We start from the raw sequence: 19,777 nt of genomic DNA on the forward strand, positions 1-19,777 counted from the left end.
TACCTGATAACCGTAGCTAGTGAAAATTTTTAGATTACTACTTTTTCCTTTTTCTCTCCTTTACGGAATCATTATTTTTTTTAGGAATAAACTTTACGATTGGAATATTTTTAAAAGTACCTCTTTTGATATTCCTATAATTTCTGTCGGTAATTTAGAAGTTGGCGGTTCTGGGAAAACACCAATGGTAGAATATCTGATTTTACTTTTAAAAAACGATTTCAACTTATCTACTTTAAGTAGAGGTTACGGACGTAAAACAAAAGGTTTTAGATGGGTTAAACCTGATGATGATGCACTAGAAACTGGCGACGAACCTTTGCAAATAGCTAAAAAGTATAAAGATATCAATGTTGCCGTTTGCGAGGATAGGGTTTTTGGAATAAATAAAATCAAACAGACAAACGATTTGATTTTGATGGATGACGCATTTCAACATAGAGCAGTTAAACCCGGTTTAAGTATTCTTCTGTTCGATTATCATCAAATTCAAAAACCTAAATTGCTATTACCAGCAGGTGATTATCGCGAAGATTTTTGTGAAAGAAAAAGAGCCAATATTATTGTCGTAACAAAGTGTCCACCAAACTTATCATCGGCCAAAAGGCAAAAAATTAAAGCGCATATTAAGCCTTTTGAACATCAAGAATTGTTTTTTTCTTTTATCAAATATGATGAACAATTACAAAAAATATCATCTTTTGATAAATTAAATATTGCCCAAATAACAGCCGAAACCACTGTTATATTATTGACAGGAATTGCCAAAACAGAACCCTTAATTACTGAAATAAAAAAATATACCCCTAAAATAATTCATCATGCTTATGCAGATCATCATGTTTTTACACAAAAAAATATGCTTAAACTTGCAACAGATTTTAATGAGTTAAAATCTGTTAAAAAAATAATCATCACAACAGAAAAAGATGCGGTACGTTTAAACACCACACAGTTTGATAACATATTAAAAGATTTACCTATTTACAAATTGCCAATAACAGTTGGTTTTATAAATAACCAACAAGAAGAATTTAACAAATCGATAAAAAATTATGCTAAGCAATATATCTGAAACCATCTCTTACATTAAACAAAAGGTTGGTGATTTTAATCCAGAAGTAGGAATTATTTTAGGAACAGGACTTGGTGGCTTGGTTTCAGAAATTGAAGTACAATACCAATTAATGTATTCCAATATCCCAAATTTCCCTATGTCAACCTTAGAATTTCATTCTGGTAAACTAATTTTTGGGACAATATCTGGTAAAAAAGTTATTGCTATGCAAGGCAGGTTACACTATTATGAAGGCTATAATATGAAGCAGATTACTTTCCCGGTAAGGGTGATGAAGATGCTGGGTATCCAAAAGCTTTTTGTTTCTAATGCTAGTGGTTCTTTAAATCCTGATTTTAAAAAAGGAGATTTAATGGTGATTGAAGATCATATTAACTTACAACCTGATAATCCATTAATTGGTAGAAATTTTGAAGAATTAGGACCTCGTTTTCCTGATATGAGCCAACCTTATCATAAGGGTATGATGGAAAAAGCTTTAAAAATTGCTCAAGAAAAAAATATTAATTGCCATAAAGGAGTTTACGTATCTGTAACCGGTCCTAATTTAGAAACCAAAGCTGAGTATAAATATTTAAGAATTATTGGCGGTGATGCTGTTGGTATGAGTACTGTTCCAGAAGTTATTGTGGCTAACCACATGGGTATACCTGTTTGTGCCATTTCTGTTTTAACGGATGAAGGTTTTTCTGAAGATTTACAACCAGTTTCTGTTGAGGAAATCATTAAAATTGCCAGCGAAGCAGAACCTCAACTTACATCTATTATTAAAGAATTGATTTTACAGCTATAATCTTGAAGAAGCTTTTTTTACTTTTCTTTTTATTGATTTCTGCATCTTTTTGTTTTGCGCAGTTTATCCCTCAAAGGGGTAGGCCTTTACCTGTGCCAGGTAGCCCGCAAAATGAACCAACAGATCCAAGAAATCAGGTTCCTCCTCAAAATGAAGAAAATACAGAAGAAAATATAGATTCTCTAAGAGAAAAACTAGATAAAAAAAAGGATTCAATCATCTACAATTCTACTTATATCAGATACACAAAAGAAGAATATCTAAAAGACAGTACCAGATTATTTCCTATTGATACCACTGTTAAAAATTTCCATAGGTACAGAATATTAGACGACCCAGAACATCCTACTATGAATTTGGGATTGTTGGGTTTATCTTACAGAGATATGCTTTTTGAGCCAGCAAAAACAATTGGCTTTGATGTTGGCTATCATTATTATGATAGATATTTATTGAAGCCAGAAGATATTATCTATTATAAAGCCAGAAGTCCATATACAGATTTATATTATGTAACGCCTGCATTTGGTAGACTTTCTGAACAAATGTTTGCTGTAACCCATTCTCAAAATATTAAACCAAATTGGAATATTGGGGCAAGTTTTGCAAAAAAAGGATCTCGCTCCTATTATGGCGCACCAGCCCGGCAGGCTGATAGAGTAGTGGTTAACCATTTAAATGCTGCTTTATGGACATGGTATGAATCGCCAAACAAAAGATACACATTACTAGCCAATGCTATTTTTAATAACCTTAAAGGATATGAAAACGGTTCTATCTTAAACGATTCTATTTTTACAGAACCAACTAATGTTGCTCCAGAATTTGAAGAATCAAGATTAAGTACTGCAAAACATAACTGGCATAATAACTCTATCTATTTAAAGCAGTTTTATAATATTGGTAAACAAAAAACAATTGATAGCAACAGTAACGTATTACCCACCCAAAGAGTGAGTTATAACTTACAATATCAAACTCAAAAATTTTATTTTACAAATGATGGTTTTGACGATACCGGCTTATTAAAAAATTATTTCATTTATCAAGATTCTTCTAAAACTGGCGACAGTACTAAATTAAATCACTTAAAAAATGAATTTAATTATAGCTTTTATTTAAGGGGAAAAAGTGTGTCCTTTTTAAGGAATGAGTTAAAAGTAGAAGTTGGCATTCAACATGATTTTTATAGTTATGAGCAGTTTACATTTAAAACCAATTTCCAGGATATTACTTTAAAAGGTAACGCAAATTATGGCTTTAATGATAAAGCAAATTTAAATGTTAAACTTTCTCAAATCATCCAAGGTCGTAATTTTGGAGATTTTCTTTATGAAGCCCAATCTGAAATTAAATTAGGTAATAAAATAGGAAGTGTAATTTTTGAAGGCTATTCCCAAAATCAAAGTCCAGCTTTAATCTATGAAAGGCAAGTCACTAATCATTATCAATGGAATTTAAGTTTTAAAAAAATCACTACTCAACATTTAGGCTTTTCTTATGTAATTCCTAAATATTTTTTAAAGGCTAAGGCCGAGTATTATTTAGTGAATAATCATTTATATTTTGAGCAGGGAACAGATAGCGATGCCTCACCAACTCAATATGGAAGTGCAATTAATTTATTAAAGCTAAGCTTAAGAAAAGATTTCAAATTTGGCAAATTCACTTTTGAGAATTATTTAGTTTATCAAAAAACAGATAATGAGAATATCTTAAGAACACCAGAAATCTACACTTTTCACAGCTTATATTTTTCTCAAAATTTCTTTAAAGTTTTAAAAACCGATATTGGGATAGATGTTAAATATTTTAGTAAATATACATCACCTAAATATGCCCCTGCAATCGGTGTTTTTTATAATGGCGGGAATGTTCAGTTTGACACCTACCCTATCGCAGATGTTTGGATAAGAACCAATTGGAAAAGAGCAAATTTGTTTTTGCGTTATGATTATTTAAATCAAGGCTTATTTAGTAAAGGATATTACACTGTTAATCGTTATCCAATGCCATATTCTTTGGCAAAATTTGGAGTAAGCTGGAAGTTTTACGATTAAATTATCTGAATGTTGACTATTATGATTTTTATTGTCTAACTATAGATTATCAGTATTTTAAGATTATCAGGATTTCCCTATTAACTGAATAAAAGTTTTGATTCCTACACTTAGATATTAGAGTTATTATTAAAGCTGATTAGCGAAATATTCTCTTTTAGAATTGGTGACAATTAGTGCTATTCGTGGCAAAAATTTTTTCCACCTTTTTAATCCGTGTTTCTCTAAATTTATTTACTAAACTTAGATTATTAAAGTTCTTGTTAAATCTAATTAGCGAAATATTCTCTTTTTAGAATTAGTGAACATTAGTGCAATTCGTGGCAAAAATTTTTTCCTCCCTTTACTTCGTGTTTCTCTAAGTAAACCAAGTGTTTAAAATTTGGTAAGGTAATTGTAAAGTGTTGGCAGTCAAACAAATTTAAAAAATAATGAAAAATTTAAAAAAAACAATCAATGTTGCTTTATTAATCACTCCAATTGTAGTTTTAGCTGCTTGTAATAACAACAAAGCTAAATATGAAGATTTAGCAACCGGAGAAAAAGTGTATATCATTAAAGACGCAGAAACAGGAATGGCCATAGATAGTGTGAGCCAAAAACCAGTGATGTTTTACGTGGATTTAGACACAAAAGATACTATAAATGGCACTACAGGTGCTGTTGTTAACAATCAGATTGTTAAAGATGCCGAAGGAAAATACGAAATGGCAAAAAGCGATTTGGAACAACAAATTGATGAAATGAAATCTGAAGATGGTGTGAAAATTAAAGTTGAAAAAGATGGAGACTATAAAATAAAAACAGATGACAAAAAGATAAAAATTGAAGACGGAGAAGCTAAAATTAAAACTGATAATTAGTCTATCATGAAAAAGATATTTTTAAGTATGATTGCTGCGGTTATTATTTTAACGGCTTGCAACAATGATTCAAAGGACGATTCAACAAGCAACGATAGCACTTCTGTTTCAATGGATGAAGATAATGCCATGACTGATATGGATAAGCCTGTTGTAAAACCTGGTAAATATAAAAACCTTTCTACTGGGGAAGATATAGAGATTACAAGAGACGAAACGACTGGAATTGCTGTTGATAGTAAAACACAACTTCCAGTTGAATTTTATTACGACCCAATTACCATGGATACTTTATATCAAAATGGTATGAAGGTAAATAATATGTTAGTTAGCTTGGGTGATGGAAAATATAAATTAGATGATATGAAAATCAAAATTGATGGCGATGAAATCAAAATCAAAACTGATACATCTAAAATCAAAATAGATAATGACACCTATAAATCTAAAAGCGGTGATGAAAAAACAAAAGTGACCGATGATAAGATGAAGATAAAAGACGAGACAGGAAAAGTTAAAATCACCGAGGATGGTACTAAAATAAAGCCCAAAAGCTAATAAATTTAAAAAAATGAGAACTCTTAGTAATAAGGGTTCTTTTTTTGCTTATAAATTTTTACAAACTTTAAATATTTAAGAATGACAGTGATTGGTGAACTGATTAAAAAAGCAATAAGCGTATCAGGATTTATTACAGGCGACCCCAACCCTAACACAGCTCAAAAAGAAGTGTTAATAAATCTTTTAGAAAAGGCAAAACATACTGCATTTGGTAAAAAATATCTTTTTACAGAAATTTTAAAATCAGAAAATCCCATTCAAAAGTTTCAAGAGATTGTTCCCATCCATGATTATGATAAAATGAATGATGATTGGTGGCATTATCTTTTAGAAGGACATCAAAATGTAACTTGGCCTGGCGGGCAAAATTATTTTGCACTTAGTAGCGGTACTACAAGCAACAGCAAACATATACCTGTTACGGATGATATGCTGGACTCTATTAGAAAATCTGGTATCCAACAAATTATGAGTTTAAAAAACTTTGATTTACCAGGAGATTTTTTTGAGAAGCAAATTTTGATGTTGGGAAGTAGTACCGATTTAATCAATAAAGAAGATCATTTAGAGGGCGAAATTTCTGGTATATCGGCCAGTAATATTCCTGCCTGGTTTAAAGGATTTTACAAACCCGGCGAAGAAATAGCAGCCATAAAAAATTGGGATGAGAAAGTTAAGCGTATTGCAGAGGAAGCTCCAAACTGGGATATTGGTAGTCTTTCTGGAATTCCAAGTTGGGTTCAATTAATGTTGGAAGCAGTAATCAAATATCATAAATTAGAAAACATTCATGAAATATGGCCTAATTTACAGGTTTATACTTCTGGAGGAGTTGCATTTGAACCTTATCGTAAAAGTTTTGAAAAGCTATTAGATCATCCCATTATTTATATTGATACTTATTTGGCATCAGAAGGATTTTTGGCTATGCAACGCCGTCCTGATGTTTCCTCTATGGCATTAAGCATTAATAATGGAGTATTTTTTGAATTTGTACCTTTTGAAGATAAAAACATTGATGATAAAGGTGCAGTAAAACAAAATTCAGAGGTTTTGGCTTTCGCCGATACTGTAGAAAATGTAGAATATGTATTATTAATATCAACTGTTGCTGGTGCCTGGCGTTATATGATTGGTGATACAGTAACAATCACAAACAAAGAATTAGCAGAAATTAAAATTACTGGTCGTACTAAACATTATTTAAACGTTGTGGGTTCGCAATTATCTGTTCACCAAATGAATAGCGCTTTAGAACATCTAAGCAAGAACCATACTGATTTATGTACTAAAGAATTTGTAGTTTCTGCAATTCATAATGAAAATGAAGAGTACATACATAAATGGTTATTAGGTGTAGAGGGCGATTTCAACCAAATAGATAGAGAAAATTTAGCTTCTGAATTAGACGGCTTCTTAAACATCAACAATAAAAATTATGCTGTTGCCCGCACAAAAGCGCTAAAAGGTGTAGAAGTTGAATTATTTGAAGTGGAAAAATTTTATAATTGGAGCCATGAAAAAAAGAATCTTGGAGGACAAGCTAAAATACCGAGGGTATTAAAAGAAGAGGAGTTTTTAGAATTTCAAGATTTTTTAAAGAATAATATAGTTAAGTAAGTATTAATGGAGCTATTTAATGGCTCCTTTAATCTTTGCTTCTTCTAATTTTTTTATCTGCTCAACAATATCATCAGGAGAAAGATATAATCTTGCAATTCGTTTCTTATAAACTTCTGGTAAATCAGAATTATCTAAAATAAACCTTTTTGTGTCTAAAATGTAAGCGCCTAAGCCATGGTTTACAGCATAAGTATCCGCGGCAACCTCTGCTTTTTTTAAACTTTTTTCATAAAAAAAGTATCCTAAACCAAAAGCAATCATTCCAAAAGTACTTTTATGTTCATAATCCATTATATGCCCTAACTCGTGACCAATCCAACCAATCATAATACTATCCGGTAGTTGGTGAATTGGTGTTACAGAATGAGTAAGTTTAAACATGGATGAAATATTTATCCGGTAAGCTCTGCTATCTTTTCCTCCCAATAAACTACCAATTATAGGTTGAGCTTGCATTACGGACTTTTTAATATCCTTTTTAAATACAAATGAAATAGGCGTATTTTTTAGTTCAGGATAATGAGATAAAGCTATTAAAACATTATGTTCAATTATTTTAGGTATTTTTTTGTTGTACCTAAATTCATCTAAGTTTTGATTGGATGGATTTTTAGAAAGATTTGATTGTGATAAAATCATTAAACTTATAAGAGATGAAACAAATATTGAAGCCATAATTTATATGCTGATATCATACAATCATGATTCATGCCATTAAAAATATCATTAATGGAAAAATAAATAATTTCAAATTTAAAGCTGGCAATAAAATTGTATTATGGACATTATGGAAGAGCAAAATAAAGATTACATAGAAAAAAAATCTCCTGAAGGTGTAGAAGATGATTATAATCATAACAAAGAGAATAATCCTGCACCTGCCGAAGAAGCAGTTACAGAAAAAAATGATAAACCTGCAGGTTTAAGTATTACCTGGATTCTAGTGATATGCGTGGTTTTACTTTTTATAGTATATTTCTTTGTGAGAAATTATTAATTATTTAATTATTATTTCTCTGGGAAAAACTTTCCAGTTTGGTCCAATAATATCCTTTAACCAAAAAGGAACTCTTTCTTTTCCTTTAATTTGGAAGATACCAGATGATTTTACTAAATCGGGTTTTAAAATTTCAAATCCATTTTGTAATTGAGCACCTTTAACTTTATTATTTTTTATTTCTCCATCTAACAATTCCTCATTAAAGACAATTAGTTTTTTGGAATCGATGATTATATTATCTTCTAAAATTAATCCTGTAGGCGGCATAATTCTTAAATTACTTTTTCCAGACCCTATAACAACTGCCTCTTTACAATCTATAATTAAGTTATTACTGATATTTGGATTTTTTACTTGCCAATAACCATTTAACGGTGATTTATCCAAAGCATTCATAATAGAAATCGCTGCTCTTAAATCTGTTCCTGTTAAACCTTGTAAATAATTATTATGCACATTTTGGTTTTCACCAATTATTCTGATACCGCCTGTATTTTTTACATGGTTTCCAATAAAATAATTATTAGAAACCTCAGAATTATTACCATGTCTAAAAGTTACTGTACCAACACACTCGTAGAATAGATTGTTAGAAATTAGATTATGACCAGATTTAATGGATATGATTTCGGTTTCTCCGTTACAATTATCAAAAATATTATTTTCTACTTTTGCAAAAGAGTCATACATAGACCATTCACTAGTTCCAATCCTGATTATTTCTCCACCATTTACGCCTAAGTCTGGCCTTGGTCCAAAATAATTATGATCAATTTCTGAATAATTTGGTTTATCAGAAAGCCAAACTACTAATAAAGTACCTTGATGTTTTTTTCCAGAAAAAGCGCAATGGTCAACTCTGTTATGCTCACCAAAAACAGATACCCATTTATAATCAAAAGTTTTATCGGGATGATTATAATTAATGATGCTGGTATTTGTAACTCTACAATTATTTGAGTTTTTGCTAAAAGTAATCACTGCTTCTTTCTCAGAATAACCATCGGCGAAAGCCAAACCATCTATTATCAAATAACTTCCTTCTATTTTAAGCGTAGAATTACCAGATAATAAAACTTCTCCAGATTTTTCGGCAATTAAAACAATCGGCAGTTTTTCTGTTCCATTCCCTTTAAATAAAATATTCTGGTTTTTCCAATCACCACTTTTCATGATCACCTTATCGCCTGCAGCCAATTGTAACGCTGTAATTTCTTGCGCATTTTTAACAGTGTAATCTTTGGCTTCAGCCTGATTTAAAATCGCTAAAAAACAAAAAGTTAATAGGAACTTAACAGTTATTTTAGTCATCTTAATTAAATAAAGATTTGTTATTTTTTAATTTATTTGCCCGTATTAACGACTCTAAATAATAATAATCTGCATAACTTAATGGTACGTTTACTTCAGAATTAGAAGGTTTAGAACCTGTACTATAGTTTAAGATAAAACCTTTGCCCTCACCATTTTTAAAATTATAATTAGTAGAAAGATTCTTAAGAATTTTGGAAGCTTTAGGAAGATAATCATTTGTTTTGGTGTAAGTGCTTAATTCAAATAAAGCGGAAGCAATAACTGCAGCTGCTGAGGCATCTCGAGGCTCGTTTTGAATATTCGGTACATCAAAATCCCAGTAAGGAATCAAATCTGCGGGCATGTTTTTATTATTGAAGATAAAACTTGCTACATTTTTTGCCTGAGCCAAATATTTTGGGTCTTTTGTTTCACGATAACACATGGTATAACCATAAAGTGCCCAAGCTTGTCCCCTCGCCCAAGCAGAAGCATCACTATATCCCTGATGGGTTTGTTTATGTTCTACTAATCCAGTTTCTGGATTGTAATCAATTACATGATAAGTACTATAATCAGATCGAAAATGATTTTTCATCGTAGTATTAGCATGAGATACTGCAATTTTATAAAAACTTGAATCACCTGTTAGTTTTGTAGCCTCAAAAAGAAGTTCGAGGTTAAGCATATTATCAATAATAACAGGATAATCCCATTTATCATCATTATGATCCCAACTGCGGATTGCTCCAACTTTAGGACTAAAACGGGTAGATAGTGTTTTTGCCGCTAGGATAATTACATTTTTATCATTTTCATTTTTTGTAAGACGATAAGCGTTTCCAAAACTGCAATATACTTTAAAGCCCATATCGTGGGTCTTATCATTAAATTTTTCTTGCTCAATAAATGCACTATATTTAATTGCTTCTTGCTTCCATTTGTCGTTTTTGGTGAGTTCGTACAAATACCAAAGTTCCCCAGGAAAGAAACCACTTGTCCAATCTTTTGAAGCTACCAGTTTTAAATTCCCGCCTTCTAAAGTCCTTGGAGTAACCAATGTGCCGTTTTTGTTATCAGCCTTTGGAATTTCTTGAATCATTAAGTCTGTTTGCGCTTCAGCATGGCTTACTTCTTTTTTAAAATAAAGTTTTTGTGCGCAACTGCTGAGCGTTGTTATAGTAATGGCGATTGTTAATATTTGTTTAATATTCATAGTGCTTTATAATTTACCACAAATGGAACAGAGTTTTTCACAGAGTTCACTAAGTAGGATTTATTTTTAACCACCGAGGGCGCAGTGATCACAGAGATAGATTGAACTTTTTACTTTTTACTTTTTACTTTTTACTTTTTACTTTTTACTTTTTACTTTTTACTTTTTACTTTTTACTTTTTAATTTTTAATTTTTAATTTTTAATTTTTAATTTTTAATTTTTTACATAAACAACAATGGATACTTAATCGGTAAATTTCTAATCACTTCGTTTACTTTTGGCTGATGTTCTAAACCTTTCCAAGTATTAAACCATTTTTGGTTTTGATATGCGTTTGATCCAAAAATTAAAAATGGTTGAGCAACTGGCCAATCATTCCAAAACATCACATCTGGCGTTAATGTCCATGAACTTTTATTGTCAATAAAAGGATACATAAATTCAACTCCTCTTTTAATCGATTTTCCATCTGGAGTTTCAAAGCCAAACAAATTATCACCAGAAGTAGATAGAATCTGGCAAAGTATTGTCATTGCATCTAAATTAAAAATAGAATAACCATAAGGTTTTGTTCGAGCCATTTCTAAAGGAAAACTACCATCTGCTACCATTTGGCTAGGTAATAAAAGGGCTTTATATCTGTTGATACATAAATCTAACAATTCCTGATTGCCTGTTAATTTAGCAAAACCTGCAATTTGTAAAGTAAAACAAGTGCCATGGTTATTTTTAGCATTCATTTCATCGTTGCCGTTTTTGCTGGTCATTAACCATTTTAAATAATCGTCAAACCAATTTTTTATGGTTATTAAATCTGCTGGATTAATTTGAGAACTCATTATTAAAGTCCCTTGAGCAACATCTAATAAATGAATGGTATCTATAATTCCAATTCCACGCCCTTTAAATAATCCTTTAATGGCTTGTGCATATTCCAGATTGGGGTTCATTAAGCTTTCAGGATTAACAAACCAAGCTTTTAAATGTAAAACTGCCTGTTTTACATATTTTTCATCAGCAGTAATTTTATATGCTGATGCTAAAGCACCAATAATTTTACTGAAACGAATCATCGCAGAACGGTGCGCTGTAAAATTATCAGGATTAGTTAAACCGTCTTTTTGAATATATGGTCCGTTTGGGTCTTTTGGATTTGGCCACCAATAATCTCCTTCCGAGTAAAAATCATGAATACCTCCATCACTTCGGGGCGATAGTGTATTAGTTAACGTTTCTGGTTTTTGCAACATTGCCCAATCGGCTTCGGCTAAGGTTTGCTTTTTTAAAACGTCTTCTGCTTGTTTTGCAATCGAAGATTTCTCAGTTTTGATTCTAGGAGAACAGCTCTGAAAAACTAAAAAGATGAAGATTATACCAAACGTCCTGAACATATTTATAGACTTAAAAATGCCGTAGCTATTCCATCCGTTTTAACAGAAGTAATACTTTTTCCTCCATTGGTATATAAACTGATCACTGCTCTTCCATTATACAACTCCACTCTTCTTGATCCAACAGAAGTTCCCTGATTATCAATTAATTTCCCATCTCCGGTTAAACCGAACTCAATTACGTTCTTTGCATTAAGACATAATATGTTATTGGCATCTAATAACTTAGCCTGAATGGTGATTTTTCCGTTATCATCAGCTATTTTTTCCAAAATCAGTTTTGTTGGTTTACCCCATTTAGCGGTCTGATAATCTTGGATAATTTCATCAATTACTGATTCTTTTCCTTTTCTAGCCACAACTTTTAAAGTATTGTGTCCTTCTTTATAATTCACCATCCAACGTAAACCAGCAGCAGGGAAATCCTGACTGTTACGCTTTTTAATTCCTTGGCTTATTCCGTTTACAAATAGTTCTGCTTCATCTGCATTAGCATAAACTTTCACCATTCTATCTTCATCCTTATCTCCCCAACGTACTGGCCAACTGTGTCCGTATATGTGCGCCATTAGTTTATTTGTCCAATAAGATTGAAAAACATAATAAGACTCTTTTTTAGTGAAGTCTCGTTCTATAACCCCTTTTTGATTTACATAAGGGACAGGATTATCTGGCCTAACAGGAGTCGAAAAATCTTTAAATGGCCAATAGGCACTTCCGCTTAACCATGGCATTGTTTCCTGTTCTTTTAAATGCCAGTCAATTAAACTACAAACGTAAGATTCACTCCAGTCGCCATCTTTAGAAACCCTTGCGCTTCCACCAAAAAGCGAGGCATCTCCATCTCTTTCATCTCCCTTGTTTGATCTGTTTACTTTACTTACTGCATCATCAGGATTTTCTGAATGTCTGCCAGCGTGGCTATCACCACCCCATTCTACGTGTAAAAACTTATCAACGCTATCAAATTCTTTTTCCGTAATTTCTTTGTAATCAGTATATATTCCACGATACCAACCCGCCCAAATAGATGGAGAATAAACATCTACAATATCCTTACAAAAATCGCAGCGGCGAATAGCGGTCATCCTTGTATTATCTATTTTATGACTCAAATCATTAAGTTCGCTCATGAAAGCTCTAATTTTGCTTTCATCAAAAGTGGTAAAATCGTTAGGCCAATCGTTCTCGTTACCTAAACCCCAAATAATTATTGCGGGATGATTGTAGTGCTGTTCTATCATATTGGTGAGCATTCTTTTGGCTTGCGCCTGATATACTTGTCCACCTAAACCACCACGGCACCAGGGAATTTCTTCCCATACCATTATACCCAAACTATCGCAAAGGTTCAAAACGATACGCGATTGTTGATAATGACCCAATCGGATAAAGTTTACGCCCATATTCTTCATCATTTGTATTTCAGTACGGATCATACCCTCTGTCATTGCTGCTGCAACGTCAGCATGATCTTCGTGACGATGTGTTCCTCTTAATAATAAACGTTTCCCGTTTAACATAAAAGGACCCTTTTTTATGAATTCAAAATTTCGGAAACCTACTTTTTCTGTATGAGAAGCTTCTTCTCCGTGTTGCTCAACTGTAATCTCTACTTTATATAAATTTGGAGCATCTGGAGACCATAACATTGGTTTCTTAACTTGGATTTGAGCTAGTTCTTCTGTTAATTTTAAAGCTGTAAACTGTTTTTCGCTTTCGCTGATAATTTTATTGTTAGGATCGGTTATTTTGATTTTTAGACTAGCATTTTGAATATTTTTAGGATTATAAAATCGAGAAGAAATTTTTAAAGTCCCTAATTTACCAGCCGCATCAACTTCGGCTAAAGCGAAAATTTTATCAAAACTTAATTGGGGCGTATATACTAAATTAAGATAACGATATATGCCACCATAAATATTAAAATCAGAAAGATCTGAAGGAATCATTTCCAAATCTCTCGAATTATCACAACGGATTGAAATCGGAATTTTTCCTTTAAATCGACCATTAAAAACAGTATCTTTTTTAAAGGCCTCTACTGCATCAGTAATATCAACTGTCCATTCATCATAACCGCCAACGTGTTCTCCTACTTTGGTATTGTAAACGTAAACTTGTGTTTTTTGTCCGGCTCCTTCAAAATTTAAAATTGTTCTGCCATTTTGATAAGGATTTTCAATTCTTAGGTTGGAGCGATACCATCCAGGACCTTGATAATAATTCACATCTGGGTCAACTGCATCTAGCGCATTGAAACAATGTGGAAGTGTAACTTTTGTCCAAAGAGGAACACTTTCAGAACTGCCTACTTTAGCTGGACGATTTGCTTCCCAAATACCCCCCAAATCACTTTTTAAATATTCCCAATCGTTGTTTAGTCTTTGAGCTTGTTGACTATAAAGATTGTTACAGACAATAAAAATAATAGTTATAAAAAGTAATAAAATTCGCTTCATTATGAAATGATATTAAATAATTGGTAAAGCTAATGTAGAAGTCTAACAACTTAATTAAGGGGATATTATTAAAGAATAAAGGGGATTATCTTAAAAGAAATAGTATTTACAATTAATTGGATGTTGTTATAGAATTTGAAGACACTTTATTATTTGTTGTTAAAATATCAATTTTAAAGTTTGTAGATTAACAAAATTTGAGTGTTATTTTAAATGTTATAAAAAACATTTTAAGATAAAAACCTCTAGAAAATAATTCTAGAGGTCTTTATTATTTATTTATTCCCATCCTGGATTTTGTTTACCCGCCATTGCCGGATTAAGAGACATCTCTTGGATAGGAATTGGAAACGCAACATCTCTTGCGGAAACATTGGTATAGGCAGCTAGTACAGTACTGAAATTAGTAGTTATAATAGGTATCATTGCTTGCATAGTTGTCAAAAATGTTCCCCATCTATATAAATCTAATTTATGATGCCCCTCTCCTGTCAACTCTCTGCTACGTTCTTTCACAATAAATGTATTGAAAACGGGTAAAGAAGAATAATCTGCAGGAAGTAGTTCAGGATCAGAAATATTACTAATTGTTGGTGTAATTACAGCACCAGTGCCACCAGTTATAGTAATAGTAGGGTTGGTAGTGTAATTTGCACCTCCATCTACTATGGTGATGGCTGTAATTCTTCCGCTACTAACTGCTGATATCACAGCTTTTGCATCTTTAGTAGCCCCTCCTCCAGAAAATGTTACGATAGAATTTAATGTATAACCTGTACCAGCAGTTGTAACTCTCAAAGTTTTGATATTTCTACCCACTAAAGTTACCCCATAAGCTCTTCTTCTAACTTGGTTTACGTATTCTATGTTTTCTGCAGTTGGCCCATTTATTAAATTATCAGCTTCGGCTAAGGTTAATAAAACATCAGAATATCTTAGCAAAGGAAAATTTGTTGGTCCAAAGTTTTTAATTGCGGCAGCTGCGGGACTTTGGTATTCTCTCCGCCATTTAGCTAAAGGGCGTCTCCAAGCAGTTGCGGGGTTGGTATAAACTTTGCCTTGTGCTGCATCTGTATTAACATATAAATAATTAGAAATAGTCCAATCTCTACGTAAATCTCCATCAGCATAAGAGCTATATAATGTGCCTGTTGCATAATAAACACCCTGCATAAAACCACCTACTTTTTCATTATTATTTTGAGGGCCATAAGTAGATCCAAATCTTTCATACTCAGAATAAATACCTGTTGCATCTCTTAAAAATTCTACTTCCCACAAACACTCTTTATTATCATTAACATCTTGACTTTGATTAATAAAGATCTGTTTATAATCTGGATTTAAACGATGCTCATTACTAGCTATTACTTTTTTACCCCAAGATACCGCTGCAGGTAAATAACTATTATCTTTTAATCTACCAGCAGCATGCAAATTAACTCTAGATAAAATTCCTTCTACAGCTGTCTTAGAAACTCTACCTGTTATAGTTACCCCCCATGCAGTAGCTGTTTTTACTAAAGCTTCTGCCTCTGTCATGTCTTTAATAATTTGATCATAAACTTCTTTTGCCGGAGTCCTAGGTCTGTTTACATCAGAAGCTTGTTTGGTAGTGGTTAACCTAAGCGGAACATCTCCCCAATAACTCACTAATAGAAAATGATAATATCCTCTTAAGAATAAAGCCTCTCCTTTAACTTGGTTTTTATCAGCTAAAGGTGCGGTAGATGTTTCTAACTTTTCTAATAAAAAGTTAGCTCTTTCTATGCCTAAATAAAGGTTATTCCAGCATCGAGTAAAGTTAATATAAGACGCACTTGCGTTGTAGGTATTTGCAGCTATACCGCCAGCACTTCTTAAACTAAATTCGTCAGTGGCAGCATCTGCTTCTAAAGACAGAAATCTAGAATAAGTTGATTCATCTGTACTTCCCAATGGGGAGTAAACAGACATTAATGCTGATGTTAATTGATCTCCTGTTTGAAAAAATGTTTCTGGAGATGCAGTATCTTGAGGTAATTCTGTTAAAAATTTCTCGCAACCGCTTAGGCTAATACTTAATAATATCGATAATGTTATAACTTGTTTTTTCATCTCTATATTTTTTATTAAAACTCCACTTCTTTTTATAGAAGGTTAATTGTTTAAATAGCTTTTATTTATAATGTGATATCAAATCCAAAAGTGATAGTTCGGGCTCTAGGATATGCGGAAAAATCTAAACCTGGCGTAAGTGCGGATGCAAAAGTATTAACCTCTGGATCTAAACCTTGATAACCCGTAATAGTTAGTAAGTTTTGTGCAGATGCATAAAATCTTAATCCATTCAATTTTATTTTTTTGGTGATTGTCGAATTAAAATTGTAACCAAAATTTACAGTTTTAAGTCTTAAAAAAGATCCATCTTCTACAATTCTAGATGGATAAAAAGAAGGAGCTCTTCCACCCGCTCCTGCAGCAGCGTATTCATTATTTTGATTTGTAGGAGTCCATCGGTCTGAATATGATGCAAACTGATTAGCAGCCTTTGTAGAAGCTACCCCACCTCCACCTTCCATCAAAATGCGATTAACATTCATAATCTCATTACCATAGCTGAACTGTAAGAAAACATTTAAATCAAAACCTTTATATCTAAAATTATTAGATAAACCGCCAATAAAATCAGGATTTGGGTTTCCGATAATCGTTAAATCATTTACATTAATAAACTTATCGTTATTTATATCTCTAAACTTCCAAAAGCCTGGTTGTATTAATGCCCTGTTAGGATTAGCAGAAGCAACATCAGGTTTTAATAGATAGGTGGTAACCCTGGTTGTAGTGTTTACAGTAGCATCAAAATCACTGTATTGATAAACACCATCAGATAATAAACCATAAAACATACCAATTGGACGACCTATTTCAGCAAGATATCCTGGACTTAATCCAATGGTATTACTTGATGACCATCTTGCGATTGTTTCTAATTTTTGTTGACCTGAAGTAAGAGCTAAAATTTTATTTCTATTGAATGAAATGTTGAAGTTAGAACTCCAGTTAAACTTTTTATTAGCAACGTTAACAGTTGTTAATGAAAATTCAAATCCTCGATTTTGTACTGATCCTATATTTTGAAAGGCAGTTGTATAACCACTACTCCCTGGCAAATCAGAACTCAACAATAAGTCAGAGGTATTTTTATTGTAATAGTCTGCCACTAATATAATGCGTTGATTAAAAAATCCTAAATCAACACCTAAATCTACTTCTTTTGTAGTTTCCCATTTTAATAAAGGATTTGCTAAGGTTAATGGATAAGAACCTGTAGAAAAGCTATTATTATTTGAATAAGAATTAGAACCACCCGTACCTAAGACTGCGTATGATGCGTAATCAGAAACACGATTATTTCCAATTACACCATAACTTGTTCTTAATTTAGCATCGGTAATAATCTTATTATTTTTTAAAAATTTCTCCTCGCTTAAGCGCCAAGCAGCAGAAGCCGATGGAAAGTAACCCCAAATATTATCGCCTACAAATTTGGATGAACCATCGGCTCTAAAACTTGCAGTAATTAAATATTTAGATTGGTAACCATAATTTACTCTACCTAAAAAAGATGCTAAAGTATTTTGTCTGCTTTGGGTCGCTACAGATTGTGGAATTCCTTGTCCTAATCCGTTAATACCTAAATTTTCATTAGGCACTAGTGTTGCACCAAAACCAGAAAGATTAACTTTATTGAGTGAGGTTGAAGTACCCACCAATAAATTTAATAGGTGTTTTTGTTTAAAAATCTTATTGAAAGTTAAAGCATTTTCATTTATAAAATTATCAGTGCCAGTAATAGCAATTGAACCGTTTGGTCCACCATTACCTAAAGTGCTTAGTGTGCTCCCTAATCTTGATTGAGAGGTATTAAAAGATTCGTTTTTAAATGATTTAGAATTTATACCGCCAGTTACCTTTAATTTTAAATTCTTATTGAACGCATAATCTAAATTAGCGTTTGCTGTAATTAAAGCTGTTTTGCGATTTCTAATCTCATTATTTCTGGTCAAAATAGGATTCCATTGATAATTTGTAGCTGTAAAATCTGCTAATGATGGATCCTGAGCATCGTCTAATAAATCGTCTAAATCATCTAATTTAGTGGTAATTGGTCGGTACCTCCAAGCACTAATTAAAAAAGCATCAGACGTAGTAGACTGTCCACTTATTTGCCCTCCTGTAGCAACAATATTGCTATAATTCACATTTATACCAAGTTTTAATTTTTTATTTAGTGCTTGATCTAATGTTAATCTAGATTGAAATCGTTTAAAGTCAGATGCTATTAATGTACCATCTTGATTAAAATAAGAAGTAGTTATACCATACTTTGTATCTTTATTACCGCCTCTAATAGCAACTTCATGGTTTTGCATTGGTGCCGTTCTAAAAATTTGATCCTGCCAATCAATTCCATCTACTCTATAATCATTTAAAGATTTTGTACCCGTTGGATTAATAACAGGATTAAAAATATCATAAATTATATAGCTACTACTCCCTACTGCAGGAATAGAATCAACATCAATTTGGTATCTCACAAATTCATATGGATCCATTAAATTTATTTTATTGGTATTGGTTTGAAGACCAAAGTAATTTTTATAAGTTACTTTAGGCACACCAATATTGCCCCTTTTTGTAGTTATAATAATGACGCCATTTGCTCCCCTAGAACCATATATAGCTGCCGAAGAAGCATCCTTTAATACATCAATCGATTCTATATCTGATGGGTTTAAAGAACTATTATCAAAATTTTCAATCGGAAAACCATCTATCACATACAGTGGGGAATTATCTTGTGTTACAGAATTACCTCCTCTAATTATAATACTTGGTGCGGCACCTGGTTGGCCATCTGGAGAAGTTACTTGAACACCCGCAATCCTACCCGCCAAGGCATCATCAAAGGAAGCTACAGGCGCTTTAGTTAAATCAGCAATATTAACAGATGAAACAGAACCAGTTAAATCTTTTCTGTTAACCTCACCATAACCTATCACAACAATTTCACTCAACAATTTAGAATCATCTTCTAAAGTAACATTGATAATTTTTTTAGCTCCTACAATTTCTTCTTTAGTTGAGAAGCCAACGCTTGAAAAAATTAATGTAGATTTTACATTTGGCACTGTAATACTGTAATTTCCGTTAGCATCTGCTGTAGCAGCAGTAGTTGTTGAGCCTTTTAATTTAATGCTGGCACCAATAATACCTTCTCCCTGAGGATCGATAATTTTACCAGTAATTTTAATCTTAGTGTTTTGAGCGTAAGTTAAGTTACCTAAGTTTAAAATTAGAGCGATTAAAAGTAAAGTTTGACAAATTTTGTTTTTACTCTTTACTGTTTTTTTAGTAAATAATTTTAGCATAATAGTTGGTTATAATTT

At 32.2% G+C, this 19,777-nt stretch carries 14 protein-coding genes; 7 read left to right on the forward strand and 7 right to left on the reverse strand.

What is annotated here, in order from left to right; genetic code table 11:
* The first annotated feature begins 19 nt into the window (after nucleotides 1-19).
* The 6 genes from lpxK (at nucleotide 20) to A5893_RS16335 (ending at nucleotide 6,975) form a co-directional block, all read left to right on the forward strand.
* Complete coding sequence (gene lpxK, locus A5893_RS16310) at nucleotides 20-1,075, forward strand: tetraacyldisaccharide 4'-kinase (RefSeq protein ID WP_068823653.1); 1,056 nt, start codon at nucleotides 20-22, stop codon at nucleotides 1,073-1,075.
* Nucleotides 1,056-1,871 carry a purine-nucleoside phosphorylase gene (locus A5893_RS16315; RefSeq protein ID WP_068823654.1) on the forward strand — a complete coding sequence of 272 codons (816 nt, stop codon included), beginning with the start codon at nucleotides 1,056-1,058 and terminating at the stop codon, nucleotides 1,869-1,871. The genes lpxK and A5893_RS16315 overlap by 20 nt, the downstream gene beginning before the upstream one ends.
* Nucleotides 1,872-1,873: 2 nt before the next feature.
* Nucleotides 1,874-3,931 carry a putative porin gene (locus tag A5893_RS16320; RefSeq protein ID WP_232456881.1) on the forward strand — a complete coding sequence of 686 codons (2,058 nt, stop codon included), beginning with the start codon at nucleotides 1,874-1,876 and terminating at the stop codon, nucleotides 3,929-3,931.
* A gap of 431 nt (nucleotides 3,932-4,362) precedes the next feature.
* Nucleotides 4,363-4,794 (forward strand): hypothetical protein, encoded by a 432-nt coding sequence (locus A5893_RS16325; protein WP_068823655.1) that lies wholly within the window; start codon nucleotides 4,363-4,365, stop codon nucleotides 4,792-4,794.
* A gap of 6 nt (nucleotides 4,795-4,800) precedes the next feature.
* A complete protein-coding gene (locus A5893_RS16330; RefSeq protein ID WP_157687585.1) occupies nucleotides 4,801-5,352 on the forward strand; it encodes a hypothetical protein in 552 nt (183 codons plus the stop codon).
* Between the two features lie 81 nt (nucleotides 5,353-5,433).
* The gene (locus A5893_RS16335; protein WP_068823657.1) at nucleotides 5,434-6,975 is read left to right on the forward strand and encodes a GH3 family domain-containing protein; all 1,542 of its coding nucleotides are present in this window, start codon (nucleotides 5,434-5,436) and stop codon (nucleotides 6,973-6,975) included.
* Nucleotides 6,976-6,987: 12 nt separating this feature from the next.
* On the opposite strand, the gene A5893_RS16340 is transcribed toward A5893_RS16335, so the two are convergent.
* A complete protein-coding gene (locus tag A5893_RS16340) occupies nucleotides 6,988-7,617 on the reverse strand; it encodes a hypothetical protein (RefSeq protein WP_068823658.1) in 630 nt (209 codons plus the stop codon).
* A 148-nt stretch (nucleotides 7,618-7,765) separates the two neighbouring features.
* Between A5893_RS16340 and A5893_RS16345 the strand changes: the two genes are divergently transcribed.
* A complete protein-coding gene (locus A5893_RS16345; RefSeq protein WP_157687586.1) occupies nucleotides 7,766-7,975 on the forward strand; it encodes a hypothetical protein in 210 nt (69 codons plus the stop codon).
* On the opposite strand, the gene A5893_RS16350 is transcribed toward A5893_RS16345, so the two are convergent.
* The 6 genes from A5893_RS16350 to A5893_RS16375 all read right to left on the reverse strand — a co-directional run bounded on the left by A5893_RS16350 (nucleotide 7,976) and on the right by A5893_RS16375 (nucleotide 19,759).
* A complete protein-coding gene (locus A5893_RS16350; protein ID WP_068823660.1) occupies nucleotides 7,976-9,289 on the reverse strand; it encodes a polysaccharide lyase 6 family protein in 1,314 nt (437 codons plus the stop codon).
* A gap of 1 nt (nucleotide 9,290) precedes the next feature.
* Nucleotides 9,291-10,487 carry a glycoside hydrolase family 88 protein gene (locus tag A5893_RS16355; protein WP_068823661.1) on the reverse strand — a complete coding sequence of 399 codons (1,197 nt, stop codon included), beginning with the start codon at nucleotides 10,485-10,487 and terminating at the stop codon, nucleotides 9,291-9,293.
* A gap of 223 nt (nucleotides 10,488-10,710) precedes the next feature.
* Nucleotides 10,711-11,880 carry an alginate lyase family protein gene (locus tag A5893_RS16360; protein ID WP_068823662.1) on the reverse strand — a complete coding sequence of 390 codons (1,170 nt, stop codon included), beginning with the start codon at nucleotides 11,878-11,880 and terminating at the stop codon, nucleotides 10,711-10,713.
* Between the two features lie 2 nt (nucleotides 11,881-11,882).
* Complete coding sequence (locus A5893_RS16365) at nucleotides 11,883-14,342, reverse strand: glycoside hydrolase family 2 TIM barrel-domain containing protein (RefSeq protein WP_068823663.1); 2,460 nt, start codon at nucleotides 14,340-14,342, stop codon at nucleotides 11,883-11,885.
* A 279-nt stretch (nucleotides 14,343-14,621) separates the two neighbouring features.
* Nucleotides 14,622-16,439, reverse strand: a complete 1,818-nt coding sequence (locus tag A5893_RS16370) for a RagB/SusD family nutrient uptake outer membrane protein (RefSeq protein WP_068823664.1) — start codon at nucleotides 16,437-16,439, stop codon at nucleotides 14,622-14,624.
* Nucleotides 16,440-16,504: 65 nt separating this feature from the next.
* Nucleotides 16,505-19,759, reverse strand: coding sequence for a SusC/RagA family TonB-linked outer membrane protein (locus tag A5893_RS16375; RefSeq protein WP_068823665.1), 3,255 nt, complete (start codon nucleotides 19,757-19,759; stop codon nucleotides 16,505-16,507).
* Nucleotides 19,760-19,777: the final 18 nt, after the last annotated feature.

Origin of the sequence: Pedobacter psychrophilus, assembly GCF_001652725.1 — a bacterium.
GTDB lineage: Bacteria > Bacteroidota > Bacteroidia > Sphingobacteriales > Sphingobacteriaceae > Pseudopedobacter > Pseudopedobacter psychrophilus.

Bases quoted from the DNA above. Each gene is read 5' to 3' on its own strand.
- A5893_RS16350 (WP_068823660.1), bottom strand. From the start codon at position 9,289: ATGACTAAAATAACTGTTAAGTTCCTATTAACTTTTTGTTTTTTAGCG.
- A5893_RS16315 (WP_068823654.1), top strand. From the start codon at position 1,056: ATGCTAAGCAATATATCTGAAACCATCTCTTACATTAAACAAAAGGTT.
- A5893_RS16335 (WP_068823657.1), top strand. From the start codon at position 5,434: ATGACAGTGATTGGTGAACTGATTAAAAAAGCAATAAGCGTATCAGGA.
- A5893_RS16360 (WP_068823662.1), bottom strand. From the start codon at position 11,880: ATGTTCAGGACGTTTGGTATAATCTTCATCTTTTTAGTTTTTCAGAGC.
- A5893_RS16375 (WP_068823665.1), bottom strand. From the start codon at position 19,759: ATGCTAAAATTATTTACTAAAAAAACAGTAAAGAGTAAAAACAAAATT.
- A5893_RS16355 (WP_068823661.1), bottom strand. From the start codon at position 10,487: ATGAATATTAAACAAATATTAACAATCGCCATTACTATAACAACGCTC.
- A5893_RS16340 (WP_068823658.1), bottom strand. From the start codon at position 7,617: ATGATTTTATCACAATCAAATCTTTCTAAAAATCCATCCAATCAAAAC.
- A5893_RS16325 (WP_068823655.1), top strand. From the start codon at position 4,363: ATGAAAAATTTAAAAAAAACAATCAATGTTGCTTTATTAATCACTCCA.
- A5893_RS16345 (WP_157687586.1), top strand. From the start codon at position 7,766: ATGGAAGAGCAAAATAAAGATTACATAGAAAAAAAATCTCCTGAAGGT.
- A5893_RS16370 (WP_068823664.1), bottom strand. From the start codon at position 16,439: ATGAAAAAACAAGTTATAACATTATCGATATTATTAAGTATTAGCCTA.
- A5893_RS16330 (WP_157687585.1), top strand. From the start codon at position 4,801: ATGAAAAAGATATTTTTAAGTATGATTGCTGCGGTTATTATTTTAACG.
- A5893_RS16365 (WP_068823663.1), bottom strand. From the start codon at position 14,342: ATGAAGCGAATTTTATTACTTTTTATAACTATTATTTTTATTGTCTGT.